The sequence below is a fragment of the Ensifer sp. D2-11 genome, from assembly GCF_054161295.1.
Genome location: NZ_CP096434.1, coordinates 1,239,578 through 1,253,641, shown reverse-complemented (window position 1 = coordinate 1,253,641; position 14,064 = coordinate 1,239,578). Strand labels below are relative to the sequence as shown.

The following is a 14,064-nucleotide window of genomic DNA, read 5'->3' as shown; positions in this document are numbered from 1 at the left end:
TTCTCCGGCAACGGCAGACCTCTGACCGCCTGGGAGTGATGGGTGCTGGCGGCTGGGGATCAGGAAACCACAATCAGTTTCCTGCAGCCATTCGCCCATCGGGCTTAGTCCGCCCATCCATTAGTCCTGTTCGCTACGCCCCCAGCCTTGTTCGGCGTAATTATTTCCTCGGTCCACCGCCTCAACGGTGAGCTTGATGCCAACAGCCCTAGTTACACTGAGCAGGGTGGAAAGCTTAAGATCGCCATGTTCGCTAAGGAATTACAGAGTGCCTCACGGGTAACTCCTAGCCAGGGCCTCAGCGAATGCGCATTTCACTTACTCCTTCGCCGACGGGCTTTACGTTGCCTGGGTTGCCGAGCTCGAGCCTTACAAATTTGTCAAAGAAATCGTGAACCGCAGTTCACGAGTGGTCGCGTAGCATATCGGACTCGTCCGGATGCTCGTCCCCTTCATTGCTGTCCATGGGTGGCTTATGTGCGATCGCCCCAAGGCGGTGGTCGATTCTCTCTGAACTAATTCTACCACAACCGCAAATCGGGAGATCATGTGGCTTGGGGAACCCTTCCCGACGCCCTCGAACTCACGTTCGGGATGAGGCTGCTCATAGGTCAGAAGAAGTTGCTTCAGGCGGATGGTCTGGCTCGGCCAATGTCGGTATTGGCTCAATCGGCCTTGCTGCTAGAGCTTTGAGGTCTTCGGCCAGGCCGGCAAGCTGCGCCGCAAAGTCCAGAAGGTCCGCAGCGGCACATTGTGCCGCGACTTCCGAAAGGTCCGGAGCCGGTTCAGCATCGCCGGCGCTTCTCGCTTCGCGATCGTCCATGTCCCAATCCTTTAGCACCGGTGCTGCGCCAACGGCGAGGCCCGCCCACGGCTGCGGCCGGTGACGAGCCTCCCGAGCCGCCTACGAGGTGTGAGACGACCAGTTTCATTCTAAGCCGGACCAATTCGGCCCGCCATTAGCCAGTGTGGCTTAGTCCCGCTGAACATTTCCAACAACAATCAGAAGCTACCAATGAGCGCCATCACCGCTCAGCACGTTCGCGACGCCGCAAAGAGCAGAATGAATGAGATCAATCTTGCGTCCGTGCTGGTCGCTTTGGACCGGTGCAGGACCGCTTCGGCACGGATCGGCCGCATCGCCTCGCGCAGTATTCGCCCAGCTCATGCACGAAAGCGGCGACTTCCGGTACGATCGGGAAATCCGGGGGCCGACGCCAGCAGTAGCGCTACGACACGCGCACCGATCTCGGCAACACGCCGGAAAAGGATGGCGACGGCTATCTCTACCGTGGCCGCACCGGCATGCAGCTCACGGGCAAGTAAAACTACCGCCAGTTCCGAGACTGGTGCCGAGCGGCCGACCTAGCCTGCCCGGACTTTGTTGATGATCCCGATGCCGTCAAAACCGATCCTCGGGAAGGTCTGGTGCCGCTGTTCTATTGGGACACGCGCGGCCTTAACCGCTGGGCCGACGAAGGCTTCGCCAAGACCATCACAAAGAAGGTCAATGGCGGCAAGAACGGCCTGTCCGATCGCATTGATCGGCTCGCCAGGATCGCTCGTTCTCCTCGGTATCGCGCTGACAACGTCCTGCAGTTCCAGGCTGACCAGCGGCTGCAGGTCGACTGCGACGTCGGGCCGAAAACCCGCGCTGCCATCACAAGGCGGTTGTGGCACTCACACCGGGCGAGGCGGCACGGCCGGACGACAAAGCGGCGCCGGTGATCGAGGAGAAGCCGGCCCTAGTACCGGTCACGCCTCCCGGCCTCGATGCGCCGTGGTGGAAATCGAAAGAGGTCATCACCCCGTCTGTCATCGGTGGCGGCGCTTCGCTCCTGACGGCGATCGGCTACCTTGGCAGAACCTCCTCCTGATCCTCGTCGCATTTGGAGGCATCGCCGGCTTCCTCTACTGGCGCAAGAACGCCGATCGCAAGGCGTTCGCGAAACAGGTCGAGGGATGGCGTGATGTTCTCCATCGTCGACATCCCGAAGCTTTTGGCGGCGCTCGCGATCGGAGTGGCGGGACCGATCGCCTACTTCCAAGGCAAGTCACATCAGCGCCAGGCCTTGGCCGCCGTCGAGGCGCTCGAATGTTACGTGAAAATCTTGCGCAAGAAAGGCGAGATCGATGCCGAAGTCTCTACTTCTTCCGCCGCTGATCTGCGCGGCTCTTACGGCCTGCAGATGACGACGAAAGGGAATGCGCGCGACGGCTTCAAGCCGCTCCGGCCGAACCTGAAACGACCGTCTACATCATCCTCCAGAACGACAGGCCGTTCGCGAACGGCGCGGCGGCCCATAACCGGCTGCTGCGTTCGCTCGGCTGCGGCAATTAATCAACGATCCGGCATTGCATACGCGAGGGGCAGGGGATTGTCTGAAACACAGGGAGCCGAAAAGATGGTCGCAACTCCGAAGTGGAGGTTTGGAGGTTTGAATTCAACCTCAACACATTCGTGATCCTATTCGGCTCTGCAGGCAGTCTCATAGCGTGGGACGCGACGTGGGAGAGGGTGAACGCCAATCAGGATTCGCAGCCCAATTCCATTGATCGCCTCCGTAAGCGTGTGACGGCTGCCGAAGTCTCCCTCAGGCAGATCGACAATCACGAGCTTCGAATATCGGCGGTTGAGAAGCAGGCGGCCGAAGCGGCGACATCAATGAAAGCCGTCGAGAACACGGTCAACAGCCTTTCCATGGATACGCGCGTGATGCGCGAGATCCCGCAGAGGATCGAGGCCAGCCAGCGCGACGGCGCGCAGTTGCGGCGCTGATGTTGCATAATCATGCAATTGCGCGGTGCGCGTTGACCTGATCTGATCTTCGGCATGAGCACGAAACTTGAAGACTTGAAGCTTACGCCGTCGCTTCTCGCCGAGCTTAACCAGTTCGGATACGAGGTAGTGGAAGATATGCAGCACCTGTCCGCCGCAGAGATACTGCGGATACCAGGGATGGGCGCACACGCCTGGCGTAAAATCGCCAGGGCCTTGGGGCGAGAGCCATTCCCTGATCAGAAGAGACGTTGAGTGTCAGCGCCGACCGATCCGGCGCTTTCCCTTGATTCTGCCCCTGCTGAGAGTAGAATATGTGCAAGCGACGTTCGAAGCGGTTCCCTTGGATGGAACAGGGCGAATAGGCCCAAGCTAGATGATGACAGCGTCGCGACCGGAGCTGCAGCGGATCTTGGCCAATCCTAACTGCAGCTCTATTTGTGTCAGGCCAACTCTCGATCTTGAGGAGCGGGGCTGCCGCCGTCATCGTCCCCGCCGTCATCGTCCGGCCACCAGCCCTTCCAATCTTCTCCCAGCGCTTCCTTCGCCTGGCGCCCGTCGAGGCGGGCGATGAGCATTTTCACCAGCTCGTGCTCCGAAATGCCACTCGCCGGCGGCAGATACGCCGCAATGTCCTTCTGGCAATCCCAGATCAGCTGCTTCATTTTGAGCGCATCCGCCATCGTCGTCTCCTCTGTTCACCGCTTGGGCTCCCTGATCAAGATGGCATTGCCGTCTCGGTTGTCACACTTCCGCACGCATTTTACGTGCGAGCGGAAGAATGCTCTGCCATTTCCCAAATCGCGCAGTCAGCGCCCGCCGGTCAACTCGGGCAATGTGGCCGCAGCCGGCACTTCCAAAATACGTCGCACCATTCGGGTAGATTCGCGTCAGTGATCTCTTCAGGCTATGCAAAAAGGAAGTCCGCCCTCGAGAAGTTGGCAGCGGTGAAACTGCCGTTGGGATCGTCCACCAGGATGGAGAACGCGTTTCCGGCAGAATTGTAACCCTTCACCAGCACGTCACCGCCGGCGGCGTCGTAGGCGTAGATCGTACCTGCCGCGCCGGAACCTGAGTACTGCTTGACGCCGAGCCCCTCGATGATAAGCAAGTCCAGGCCATCCTGAAAATCCATGACGGTATCCCGGCCAGTTAGTGTCGCTAGGCCCTTGAAGACAAAGCGGTCGGAATCGGCCCCGCCCCAAAGTATGTCGCTTCCCGCTTCGCCTGAGAGAACGTCTCGGCCTGCGTCGCCCCGCAGTGTGTCATTGCCAGCTCCGCCAAAAACGCGATCTTGATGGTTGCCGCCGCTCAGATGATCGTCGCCGGCCCCGCCGGTCACGGTGTCATCTCCGCCATCCCCGAAAGCCCGGTCGTTACCGGCACCTACCGAGATTCTGTCATTGCCGCTGCCGCCATGGGCTTCGTCGTTTCCGCCCTCCGAATCCAACACATCGTTGCCGTCGCCGCCATCGAGATAGTTGTTTCCGTTGCCGCCATCGACGATGTCGTTGCCGATCCCGCCGTAGACGCGATCGTCACCCGCCTGGCCCTTAAGCGCGTCATTGCCCTCTTCGCCATAGATCGTGTCGTTACCGGCCCCGCCGGCGACCGCCTGCTGCGTCAGCTTCCCGGTAGCGGGATTCACCCGATTGTTGAACCCGTCGTCTCCCGACCCAGCAAAGATGATGTCGTCGCCGTCGCCTGCGTCGATGTATTCTTCGCCCGCGCCCCCATAGATCTTGTCGTGCCCGCGACCACCCACGAAATGGTCATGGCCATCGCCGCCGTACAGGATGTCGCTGCCATCTCCGCCGTCGAAGATGTCGTTTCCCAGTCCACCGATGAACGCATCGTTTCCGAGGCCGCCGTCGAACCGATCGTTGCCATCGCCGCCTTCGGCATAGTCGTCTCCGAGCCCGCCGACGATATAGTCGTTACCATCGCCGCCGAAAAGCTTGTCATTGCCTTCGCGGCCCTGGAGATAATCATCCCCCGCATAGCCCCAGAGCTCATCGTCGCTTAGAAAGCCACGTATGACGTCGGACAGGCTAGTTCCATTGAAGATCATTTCTTCCCTCTAGATGTTTGGCGGAGGTGGAAATTCGTGAGGAGGCGCAAAAGTGACAAGACTTGTCGGTCAACCGCACGCAACCTCTCTCACGGCGCGTTCGCTCATTTGAAAAAGTGCCAGCCCATCAATTAAGGCTTAAAAACATCACACGCAATTCGGACAGGCGGACTAGACCACTTGTTGGGAACACTGGACGGAAGAGTGGAAGCTGCGATATTCGGCGTCAAGGGATCAGGACGCGAGAGGATGGCGCGGCGGTGTTCGAGCTGACCTAGCCCGAGAGCGGCAAATGCAGATCCGAGCCACGGTGTCCCGAAATAATTCCCGAACTGGTCTTCTGGATATGCCGCAACCTTGTGTATCGGCGCATCCGGAAAAGTAGCCCTCTCTCCTGGGGGTCAAGAGCGCTGCCGCACTTATTCGTAGGAGCGATCTCATTCATCACTGCCGGCCGGCACTCATCCCTTTCCGCACTGCCCACAAGAGGACGTGTCGAAAGAAGTAGCGCGGCGGACTTGCTGCTCATCTCATCGTTTGTTTGGCGGTTCTGGACGGGACACGATGAAGGCACCGCAGGTGAATATGATCCCGGCAATCGCGAGCAAAGCGATTGCCGGTGGCTCGAACGCAACCCACAAGTAGACGAGCGCCAAGCTCATGAGCAAAATTGCAGTTATCTTGGCACGACGCGAGATTGCTCCTTCTTCCCGCCAGTCACGTAATGGTGGCCCCAACAATGGGTGCTCCATCAGCCATTTCGCGAGGCGCGGCGAGGAGCGCGAAAACAACCATACTGCCAGGAGGAGGAAAGGCGTCGTCGGCAGCAGCGGGAGAAAGATTCCGGCAATGCCGAGCCCGACCATCACCCAGGCGAGGCTGAGAAGTGCAAGGCGCATGGAAAGATTCATCTGCCTTCTCTCCGGTTGGCTGCCGCAGCCCGGCGACGCGTGTTCCCGCCGAGACGAAATAAAGCTCCGCATTGGAGAGATACAAGGTGCTTCATTCCTCAACATACAGGAGTGGCGGGGAGAAAGCGCCTCGCTGCTCTAGGCCGCGCCAAGCGTCGCCGTGTCGTCGATTGCGGTGTCTTTGCCGAGTCCTGATTCATCCTCGGTTAGGGCGAGATAACCGTGACTGCCCAACCAGTCTCGAACGATGAGACGAAGGGCTTCTTCCCGGTTGACCGCATATTCAGCCATGAAGAGCTGAATTCCGCGTTCTGAATCTTCTTCGAGGTAAGTCATCGAGCTGCCCCTGTGTTGCCGGTGTCGATCAAATCGAAAATCCAGTCACATGACAAGGCTCCCTTTTTCTTCCAAGCGCTCGTCATTCCATGCAATTATCCCAGGGCACTCTGAGAAGGTTTTCTCGACCAGAGGGATGGCGAAAGTTGAAGGTCGCCAACCTTGCGGCATGCCGAAGCGATCTCCTCCAGGTCTGCCGGCCTCTCGCTCTCGCACGGCGAGGCAATTCCCGCACGGACCGGGCGCACTTTGAATTCCATCACAGCTGCCATGTCGAACCGCCGGCCGCTGATCGCTGCCGACTCTGGCTCCTGAAGATGTATCTCCGATCTTAGAGCGGTATGTATTTAAGCCCGTTCATATCCCGCCTCTTTGAAGTAGGCTGCGCATTCCTGTGGGGTGACGGCTTGGAGAATGTGGCGCAGTTCGTCATGGATTGCATCGCGTGATCTGGCCTGTGCCTCACGCAACCAGTGCTTGATTTTGGCGAAGAGCTTTTCGATCGGATTGAGATCGGGGGAATATTTCGGCAGAAAGAACAGGCGGGCGCCGGCCTTACGGATGGCGGCGCGGATCTCCTGACCCTTATGGGAGCCGAGATTGTCCAGGATGACGATGTCGCCGGCTTTGAGTTCCGGCACCAGAACTTGCTGGACATAGATGCGGAAGCGTTCGCCATTGATCGGGCCATCGAGGATAAAGGGAGCGCTGACGCGGTCGGCCCTGAGTGCGGCGACAAAGGTCATGGTGTTCCAATGGCCGAAGGGGGCGTAGCCCACCAGTCGTTCGCCGCGAGGCGCCCAGCCCCGCAGCGGCGCCATGTTCGTCTTCGTCCAGGTCTCATCGATGAAAACGAGGCGGGCGGGATCAATTCCGGGGCAGTGCTTCAGCCATCGTGCCCGGTGGCGGGCGACGTCGGGCCGCTCCCGTTCGCTGGCGACCAGCGTCTTTTTTTATAACTCAACCCCTCTTCGTGCACGAAGGTCCAGACGGCGCGATAATCCACCTTCAGGCCGCGCTCGCTCAACTCGGCGACAAGTCCGTGCAGCGTGAAGTCGCGCTCGCGGCAGCGGCAAAGCAGCCAAGCCCGGTGCGGACCGGAAAGCTTGCGGGGCTTGTGCCCACCCATCTGGCCGGGTGCGGCGCTGCCCGTCTCGCGAAACCGCCGCACCCAATCGATCGCGGTGCTGATGCCGATGCCGAAGCGCTTGGCCGCTGCCCGGCACGATAGGCCCTCGCCCGTCACCGCATCGACAACGCGTTCCCGAAGATCATTCGAAAAAGGTCTCGCCATAAAGGCCGGCCTCCTTCACCGGCCTGAATGGTGAATCTGATTTGCGCAGAAAAAGGAATCCCCTTTCCGATTCCGCCTAAATGCATCCCGCTCTAGCCGCGGCGACGTGAAATCTCGCGATACAGTGCTTCCGGAGAAACTGCGATCTCTTCCGCAAGTCTTCGCCATTCACCCTTCGCGGGAAGATCGCCGTCGCTCCAAGTCAGCCAGGCGTCCAGCCGGGCTGCGACTGTCCGCAAGGCAAGAATTTCGGCGCGCTTCCTGGTGTGTTGCAGTTCGTTCGAGAGGTGGCGTGACCATTCCAAAGCGAAGACATGGTCCTCGTTCAGCAGCCGCTGGATCTCGCCGATTGCGACCAAAACCACTTCCGTCGCGATCGCGGCGACGGCGTCGCAGTGGTATTGGTCCGAAAACACAGAGGCTTCGGCTAACACCGTTCCTCGCCTGGCACGCTGCAAAACGGCAGGGCCGCCGTCCTCCTGATAGCGCACGAGGTTTGCACATCCATCGGTTACCAGGAACATGACCCGTACCGGATCGCCTCTGTAAAAGAGGTGATCGCCCTGCACAAAGGATCTACGCGCGACAGCCCTTGCCCGAAGAATGGCAAAAATTTCATCCGACATGATAACTATCATGTTCACGGTTGCGATCGGTTGGCAAGCTGAACACCCTCTCTCGTTCATTTCCAACTGGTGTTCCCATGAAAATCTTGTTCCTTATGCTTATTGCCGTTACCCTGCCTCTGCCCGCAGCGGCCGAGGGAGAACACGTCCACCATTCGCCCTACGCCGGCCAAGAGCTCCGCGTAATCAAAAGCCTAACGGCGGATGATCTTGCAGAACTTGAAAGTGGGGGAGGCTGGGGCTTGGCGAAGGCCGCCGAGCTTAACGGCATGCCAGGACCTTCTCATGTGCTGAAAATGAAGGCCGACCTCGCCTTAAGCGCCGACCAGGAAACATCGACGCAGCGCATCTTCGAGAGGATGCGAGAAGACGCGGTGATCGACGGAAAGAGACTGATAGCGAGCGAATTGGCGCTAGAGATTGCGTTCCGGGAGGGCTCGATCAACGAGGCCAGTCTTCGTGCGAAACTTCGCGACGTGGAAACAATCAGAGCAAACCTCCGCTACATTCATCTAACCGCCCATCTTGCGATGATGCGCGTGCTAACCGAAGTTCAGGTCAAGCAGTACAGCGAGCTGCGCGGATACGCCCGTTGAGATCTGCCGGTTCAAGAAACCATTCCCATCCTGATTTCGTTTTGCCGGATCGGCTCGTTAAGTTTCCATTATTTGCCAATCACGCGCGCCGCCGACACGGCGCGCGTGATTGTTGCGGTTGCCTGGGATATCAATCGACGTGGCTGCAGCAGGACTTCTTGATGGACGCCCGGTAACCAGAGCCTTCAATCGCAGCGATGAATGCATCGGATCCGATCTCGGATTCGATTGAAGCCGTTTTCGCCTCGAGATTGACCGTAACCTTCGCCTTCGGGTCGGCGGCTTGGACGGCCTTCTCGACCGTGGCGGCGCAATGTCCGCAGGTCACGTCTTCTAGGTTGAGGTGATACATCGAAAGTCTCCTTTGATCTGACTTGAGCGAATGTGGAACTTCCAACGATGGCAAGGTCAAGGGCGTGCTCTACAATTCTGACTGTGCACTCATTGATGATGGTGGCCAGACCGGAACAGGCGAGGCAAAGATAGGAAAATTGGCGCAATGCGGCCGATGGCAGGTGGCTCTATGTCCCAAAGCGGCCGTTGACGGCGAGAAATCACTTGGGACAGTGAAGCAGGCGCGCGGTAGTTGCTCGTCACTTCTGCGTGATGTAATGGCGAATTTTGAGGTGCCGCACCGTCTTGGCGAAGGCGCGGCTTGCAAGTAATAGGGTCATGCGATGCTCGCGCTTATTCAGTCTTTGTGCCCATGTCGGCACGCCTGCTAGCGCATTTGGGATCGACGGCTGCAGGAAGTGTGCAGCAACTGGGAACGGAGCAAATGACCACAAACGTTTTGGCAGCAAGTGGCGGCGTGAAGCAAGTCATATGCATCAATTGGGGCACAAAATATGGAGCCCCCTTTATTAACAGGCTGTACGCGATGGTTGCTCGCAACATCACGCCGCCTTTTACCTTCACCTGTTTTACCGACAGTCGCGCAGGTCTGAACCCTGCGATACTTTGTGAAGATTTGCCTCCGCTCGACGTACAGAGCATGCCGACCAACACGAGAGGCATATGGCCCAAGGCGCGGCTGTGGGGGCCGACCTTGGGAAATCTGAAGGGCCCGGTGCTTTTTCTCGATCTGGATCTCGTGATCGTGTCATCGCTGGATGTTTTTTTCGAGATAGGGGAGGCGGATGATATAGTTCTGACGAGAAACCAAACCACACCCTTTGAGCGTCTCGGGCAAACGTCCCTCTTCCGCTTTCCCGTTGGGAAACTCGTGCCGCTGCAGGACAAGTTCCGATCCGACCCACAGGGCGTGGCCGACGAGTACCGGTACGAGCAGCGCTTCGTAAGCCGCAAGGCGCCTGGGGGGATAATGTTCTTTCCGAGAAAATGGGTTCTCCATTTTCGCCAGGACTGCCGCTGGCCATTTCCGCTAAATTATTTCTTTGCGCCACGCCTGCCGCATGATGCACGTGTCGTGATTTTTCCGCGCGGTCTGCACCCGCAGCACGCGATAGAAGGCCGATACGGAACCAAGCGTGCCCACGAGACAGCGTTCAAACACATAGCGGGCGTCTTCGATGCGAAGCAAAGGAAGAACAAGGGACCGCTACAATACTTGCGGCACTATATCCGTCCGACGCCTTGGGTGGCGGAGCACTGGCGCGAATAATCGTGCGGCCGCAAAGGGTCTCACGGGCGGTTGAGCTGGGACCTAATTACCGAGGCGATGCGTTGCGTTTCATCGAGTGGTTTGTAGCTGTAGGGTTCGATCTTTCCCTCAAACGGCCGGGTCAGTTGCAAAGTTTCATGCAGGTCCCGGTGATAGCGCTCGAACTTGTCCAGGCGCGGACCCGCGACAGGGGTTAACTCGAGTGTAAAGACCGGCTTGCCCGTCGCCAGGGCCTCGCAAGGCATCGTGATCGAGTCCTTTGCGATGACGAATGCGTCGGCGGCCGCCATGTAGTCGAGGTAGGGGTTCTCGCTTCGCCTGTCCCAGACAGCGATGCTTTCGCTGTTGAGTGTCGACAGGGCCTGCTGAGTGTGGTCTTCAGATCTGCGTGAGACCGACACAACGATGCGCCAGCCCCCTTTCTCCAATTGTTCGATAGCGCCCTTTATATTTTGGTGAGTTCTGTCGTCGTAAACATACGCGCCATTTGAGCCGCCTACGAAGACGGCGACTATTGGGCGCCCGTCCGGGGACAATCGTCTGCGCGCAGCATCCCTAAGAGGCGCGAGCCGCGCCCAGGTAATCTGATGCGGTACTCCGACCATCGAGTGATAGTTTGGCCGCCCGTTCAATTCATCGACCCAATCGTGGCGAGAAACGAAAACGAGATCATATCCGTCGATGCGCGGACGTTGGAGGTGCACGGTTACAGGCTTGCCGCCATAGGCCGCCTTTATATCGAGGACTGCCGGTTCAGCGCGGAAACCGCAGGAGATTACGAGCTCGGGACGCTGTTCCCTCTTTCGAAACAATCTGGGTTCGAACAGTTTTCTCAAGCCGCGCGTCCGACTGATCAACTTGACCACCGGCTCGCGATTGAACTGTTTTCCAACGCCAAGGCACTGCGTAAGCGTTCCCGCCTTGCTTTCTGCCACAGCCCACACACAGTTCGTGTTGGACGGTTTCACCGGTGTGTCGTCGTTATCTTGCAAGCTTAGCTCCAATATGACGCTTGTTTTCCTCCGCCCCGTTCCTCACCGTGGCTTAGAATCACTGGCCGAGATCGATTCCATTCTTGTCGACAAAATCGATCATGCTACGGTCTTCGATGGCGTTCGCTTCGATATACTTGATGGTGGAAGTGACTTTGTTCCGGTATTTCTCTGCAGAGCCGTCGAAAGACCAACCTCTGTCTGTCTTTTCCTTCAACTCCTCGATCGATTTCGCATAATAGTGATTGAGCTGCAGGAACTCTGCGGAGTAAAATTCGGCAGCCTTCCGCTTTTTCTTTGGCACCACCATCCCCGCATCATTTGCGGTTTCGTCGCCGCAGGAACGTGTTTGGAAGTGATGCACGCCGACTTTCGTGACCTCGACCGGATCGACAATGCATTTGAAATTGCTTGCATCGAGGTTCTGCCGCATGGGATCGGAGACCCGCATATTATAATTGAGGCATACGGGCCCTGCTGGCCGCGAGACATGACCGCTATGACCGAACATATGCCAGGGCAAAGAGATGTTAGGAAATCCGTTGGCTCCTCGTAATGCCTCCTCTAACGTTCGACCTTTCTTGGGCAATAAGAATTCATCAACGTCGATGAAAGCCATACGCTCATATTTACCTCCAAAGTTTAAAATCGCATGGGCGAAAGCAATCGTCTGCCCGTTCAAGAACTCACCACTTTGTTCATCCCGCATGCGCATTTTCCAAGGGACGACGGTCAGTTCTTGGCAGGTCAGTGACCGCTGAAGCAGCTCGACCGTTCCATCAGTCGAGCCGTCATCGTAGAGATGGAAATGTCGAACACCGACAGCCCGGTGAAAGCGCACCCACTCCGCAATGTAACTGGCTTCGTTTTTCACGCAGGCGACAATTGCAATGCCGTGTCGGTTCAACTCCCCCAGCGGAGGTGTGATAGCAAGTTCTCTCGTCAGATGCCGTTTAGCCTTCAGTCCAAACATCTACGCCCCTTGGTCCCTAAACATCGAACGGCTCTCCTTTTTGCCCTTCACCTCAGTCGGCGCAGAAGGGACTTTCCAAGCCTTCGACCATGCACCTTCCGAACTAGCATGCCGGCTTTGATTTGGAATACATCACCTTTATAGAGGGAGAGAACCGAACTTGGAATCCAAGCCTCGGTAGCATGGAGAAGTCGCGCGCTGAAAGCACGCTTAAGTTGGGATGAGTGACTATGGACTTTCCCGCCTCCGGAACGACGGAGAATTTGACGACTGCGGAGCAATGGCGTGCTCTGTTTTCGAGGTATTCACACGTTATCCTCGTGGCTAATAGCGATCAGGTTAACGTGAAGGAACTTCAGGCCGAATACCCGCGGACGGCCCTCTTTGTATTCTTCAATAAGGTCTACAAGGTTCTTGATGAACAATTTTCCGGCCACTCCTTGCTGATTTCACGCGCTCAGCCGGGAGGCGCAAACATCGTCTACCGCCAAGAGGTCGCTGACGTCGTCAAGCTATTCGCGCCGCAGGACTTCCTGGGCATCATGAACATCCGCCTGGCCGCGACCGAGAGATTGAACACAAGCTCCGATTACTTGGGAACGCCCACCGGGCATTTGGATTTGACCGGCTTCTGCGCCGACTTTTACCCGCAGGCCAAAGTTCCTACGAGCGGCTTCGCCATGGCCCTATGGCTGGTCGACCAGGCGCTTCCGGCCAAGATCATCTTGGCGGGATTCTCGGCAAAGCGCAGCGAACAGTGGCGGATTGTGGCTGTCCACGATTGGACCTTCGAGCAGGTCTTCTTGCGCCTGTTCGAAAGAGTGGGCAAGCTGACGATGCATGGCGGTGTCGGCACAAACAGTTACGCATCGCTTGCTTCAAGGTTCCCGGAGTTGCCCGCTGCCGAAATCTCTTCGACGATCGCAGAAGTCTTGTCATCGCGTCTGAACCAGACCGATGCACAAGTGGACAAGTTGATATCTTTAACAAACGTTTTGCGGTCGATCGACGAATTTTTACGTCGGCTGAAGCCGAAGTTTCTGAAGAAAACGAAGTCAAAAGTGGCCCCGAATTGACGAGTACCGATTTTCTGGTGAGGACAAATGGGATCATGGATCTCCGACGCGCGTAAGCGCATATACCGGAATCTGAAGTACCGCTTTATGCGGCCGGATCCGCCGGCCGCACCCTTTCGATTCAATAGCCCCGTCGTGGTGGTCGGATCTGCGCCTGTCTCCAATAGACCGGCCGGATTGGACGAGAGCTTCAGGATCATTACCGTGAACGGCTCGCAATCGGTCACCGCCAAGTGGGGCGTTGATGCGCCGGATATTACCATGATGATGTTCAACCAGGTCGAAGGAACCACTGCGAACGCGATCGAGGTCAGGCGTGTACTGAAAGGGCAGCGTACAGGGACCCTCTACGTATTTCTCTGGCGCAAGGACGATCGCGCGCGCCTGGAGGAAGGCTTGCGAGCGTTTGACTATAAATACGATCGACTGGAAATCGTCGATCGATACGAGCGGATGGCGCTGCTGGATCGGGTGGCTGACTTGCGCTCCCTCGAGATGGACGCCGATTCCAAGTGCTCAAACGGTATGAACGCGGTCCTTTTTGCCCTCTACAACGGAGCACCCGCCGTCATCGTCACGGGAATAAATCCGAACTCAAGCGGTCACGTCTACAATTCAACGGGTTTGACGCGTCTCCATGTTCAAATGGATAAAGTGCTCGTTTCCAAGTTGATTAGTGAGGGCCGCCCGATCTTCACCGCGGATCCGCCGGTTTCGGAAGAATTAGGCATTCCGTTGTGGTGCGGTTCAAGCCGCTAGTACTGTGCATACTTGCCCTGTGTCGTC

At 57.7% G+C, this 14,064-nt stretch carries 15 protein-coding genes and 2 pseudogenes; 7 read left to right on the top strand and 10 right to left on the bottom strand.

All coding sequences use genetic code 11. The features are described from left to right. Nucleotides 1-604: 604 nt before the first annotated feature. Nucleotides 605-823, bottom strand: coding sequence for a hypothetical protein (locus M1D34_RS22990; RefSeq protein WP_498782298.1), 219 nt, complete (start codon nucleotides 821-823; stop codon nucleotides 605-607). Between the two features lie 192 nt (nucleotides 824-1,015). On the opposite strand from M1D34_RS22990, the pseudogene M1D34_RS22985 reads away from it, so the two are divergent. The 3 genes and pseudogenes from M1D34_RS22985 to M1D34_RS22975 form a co-directional block, all read left to right on the top strand. Beyond that, nucleotides 1,016-1,963 (top strand): annotated as a pseudogene (locus tag M1D34_RS22985) (glycoside hydrolase family 19 protein); the annotation flags it as partial. 442 nt (nucleotides 1,964-2,405) lie between these two features. Further along, nucleotides 2,406-2,779, top strand: a pseudogene (locus tag M1D34_RS22980) (hypothetical protein). Between the two features lie 54 nt (nucleotides 2,780-2,833). Continuing rightward, nucleotides 2,834-3,034, top strand: coding sequence for a hypothetical protein (locus tag M1D34_RS22975; RefSeq protein WP_498782296.1), 201 nt, complete (start codon nucleotides 2,834-2,836; stop codon nucleotides 3,032-3,034). 188 nt (nucleotides 3,035-3,222) lie between these two features. Here the strand turns inward: M1D34_RS22975 and M1D34_RS22970 are convergent, their stop codons facing one another. The 6 genes from M1D34_RS22970 to M1D34_RS22945 all read right to left on the bottom strand — a co-directional run bounded on the left by M1D34_RS22970 (nucleotide 3,223) and on the right by M1D34_RS22945 (nucleotide 8,017). After that, the gene (locus tag M1D34_RS22970) at nucleotides 3,223-3,462 is read right to left on the bottom strand and encodes a hypothetical protein (RefSeq protein ID WP_498782294.1); all 240 of its coding nucleotides are present in this window, start codon (nucleotides 3,460-3,462) and stop codon (nucleotides 3,223-3,225) included. Nucleotides 3,463-3,686: 224 nt separating this feature from the next. Next, nucleotides 3,687-4,850: a calcium-binding protein gene (locus M1D34_RS22965; protein ID WP_498782293.1), complete on the bottom strand. Its 1,164-nt coding sequence runs from the start codon at nucleotides 4,848-4,850 to the stop codon at nucleotides 3,687-3,689. Between the two features lie 530 nt (nucleotides 4,851-5,380). After that, nucleotides 5,381-5,761 (bottom strand): YbaN family protein, encoded by a 381-nt coding sequence (locus tag M1D34_RS22960; protein WP_498782291.1) that lies wholly within the window; start codon nucleotides 5,759-5,761, stop codon nucleotides 5,381-5,383. A gap of 138 nt (nucleotides 5,762-5,899) precedes the next feature. Then, a complete protein-coding gene (locus M1D34_RS22955) occupies nucleotides 5,900-6,097 on the bottom strand; it encodes a hypothetical protein (protein WP_498782289.1) in 198 nt (65 codons plus the stop codon). Between the two features lie 347 nt (nucleotides 6,098-6,444). Further along, nucleotides 6,445-7,391, bottom strand: a protein-coding gene (locus tag M1D34_RS22950) for an IS630-like element ISRm2011-2 family transposase (protein WP_011970797.1) whose coding sequence is annotated in 2 segments (ribosomal slippage) — nucleotides 6,445-7,052 and nucleotides 7,052-7,391 — 948 coding nt in all. Because the reading frame shifts where the segments join, the coding sequence is not laid out codon by codon here. Between the two features lie 92 nt (nucleotides 7,392-7,483). Continuing rightward, on the bottom strand, nucleotides 7,484-8,017 hold the full coding sequence (locus M1D34_RS22945) for a Crp/Fnr family transcriptional regulator (protein WP_498782287.1): 534 nt from the start codon (nucleotides 8,015-8,017) through the stop codon (nucleotides 7,484-7,486). Between the two features lie 77 nt (nucleotides 8,018-8,094). Here M1D34_RS22945 and M1D34_RS22940 point away from each other — a divergent pair, with 77 nt between their 5' ends. After that, entirely contained in the window at nucleotides 8,095-8,613 is a 519-nt protein-coding gene (locus tag M1D34_RS22940; protein WP_498782285.1) for a hypothetical protein, read from the top strand. A 130-nt stretch (nucleotides 8,614-8,743) separates the two neighbouring features. On the opposite strand, the gene M1D34_RS22935 is transcribed toward M1D34_RS22940, so the two are convergent. Next, on the bottom strand, nucleotides 8,744-8,965 hold the full coding sequence (locus M1D34_RS22935) for a heavy-metal-associated domain-containing protein (RefSeq protein WP_498782283.1): 222 nt from the start codon (nucleotides 8,963-8,965) through the stop codon (nucleotides 8,744-8,746). 426 nt (nucleotides 8,966-9,391) lie between these two features. Between M1D34_RS22935 and M1D34_RS22930 the strand changes: the two genes are divergently transcribed. Then, complete coding sequence (locus M1D34_RS22930) at nucleotides 9,392-10,237, top strand: glycosyl transferase (protein WP_498782281.1); 846 nt, start codon at nucleotides 9,392-9,394, stop codon at nucleotides 10,235-10,237. A 20-nt stretch (nucleotides 10,238-10,257) separates the two neighbouring features. On the opposite strand, the gene M1D34_RS22925 is transcribed toward M1D34_RS22930, so the two are convergent. Beyond that, a complete protein-coding gene (locus M1D34_RS22925) occupies nucleotides 10,258-11,229 on the bottom strand; it encodes a mitochondrial fission ELM1 family protein (RefSeq protein ID WP_498782279.1) in 972 nt (323 codons plus the stop codon). Between the two features lie 58 nt (nucleotides 11,230-11,287). Beyond that, a complete protein-coding gene (locus M1D34_RS22920) occupies nucleotides 11,288-12,202 on the bottom strand; it encodes a glycosyltransferase family 92 protein (protein WP_498782277.1) in 915 nt (304 codons plus the stop codon). A gap of 230 nt (nucleotides 12,203-12,432) precedes the next feature. Between M1D34_RS22920 and M1D34_RS22915 the strand changes: the two genes are divergently transcribed. Both M1D34_RS22915 and M1D34_RS22910 read left to right on the top strand, forming a co-directional pair. Further along, complete coding sequence (locus M1D34_RS22915; RefSeq protein WP_498782275.1) at nucleotides 12,433-13,278, top strand: 3-deoxy-manno-octulosonate cytidylyltransferase; 846 nt, start codon at nucleotides 12,433-12,435, stop codon at nucleotides 13,276-13,278. Between the two features lie 27 nt (nucleotides 13,279-13,305). After that, entirely contained in the window at nucleotides 13,306-14,037 is a 732-nt protein-coding gene (locus tag M1D34_RS22910; RefSeq protein WP_498782273.1) for a membrane-anchored protein, read from the top strand. Nucleotides 14,038-14,064 lie beyond the last annotated feature (27 nt).

Excerpts from the sequence above, each read along its gene's own strand:
- M1D34_RS22990 (WP_498782298.1), bottom strand. The coding sequence starts at position 823 with ATGGACGATCGCGAAGCGAGAAGCGCCGGCGATGCTGAACCGGCTCCG.
- M1D34_RS22975 (WP_498782296.1), top strand. The coding sequence starts at position 2,834 with ATGAGCACGAAACTTGAAGACTTGAAGCTTACGCCGTCGCTTCTCGCC.
- M1D34_RS22970 (WP_498782294.1), bottom strand. The coding sequence starts at position 3,462 with ATGGCGGATGCGCTCAAAATGAAGCAGCTGATCTGGGATTGCCAGAAG.
- M1D34_RS22965 (WP_498782293.1), bottom strand. The coding sequence starts at position 4,850 with ATGATCTTCAATGGAACTAGCCTGTCCGACGTCATACGTGGCTTTCTA.
- M1D34_RS22960 (WP_498782291.1), bottom strand. The coding sequence starts at position 5,761 with ATGAATCTTTCCATGCGCCTTGCACTTCTCAGCCTCGCCTGGGTGATG.
- M1D34_RS22955 (WP_498782289.1), bottom strand. The coding sequence starts at position 6,097 with ATGACTTACCTCGAAGAAGATTCAGAACGCGGAATTCAGCTCTTCATG.
- M1D34_RS22945 (WP_498782287.1), bottom strand. The coding sequence starts at position 8,017 with ATGTCGGATGAAATTTTTGCCATTCTTCGGGCAAGGGCTGTCGCGCGT.
- M1D34_RS22940 (WP_498782285.1), top strand. The coding sequence starts at position 8,095 with ATGAAAATCTTGTTCCTTATGCTTATTGCCGTTACCCTGCCTCTGCCC.
- M1D34_RS22935 (WP_498782283.1), bottom strand. The coding sequence starts at position 8,965 with ATGTATCACCTCAACCTAGAAGACGTGACCTGCGGACATTGCGCCGCC.
- M1D34_RS22930 (WP_498782281.1), top strand. The coding sequence starts at position 9,392 with ATGACCACAAACGTTTTGGCAGCAAGTGGCGGCGTGAAGCAAGTCATA.
- M1D34_RS22920 (WP_498782277.1), bottom strand. The coding sequence starts at position 12,202 with ATGTTTGGACTGAAGGCTAAACGGCATCTGACGAGAGAACTTGCTATC.
- M1D34_RS22915 (WP_498782275.1), top strand. The coding sequence starts at position 12,433 with ATGGACTTTCCCGCCTCCGGAACGACGGAGAATTTGACGACTGCGGAG.
- M1D34_RS22910 (WP_498782273.1), top strand. The coding sequence starts at position 13,306 with ATGGGATCATGGATCTCCGACGCGCGTAAGCGCATATACCGGAATCTG.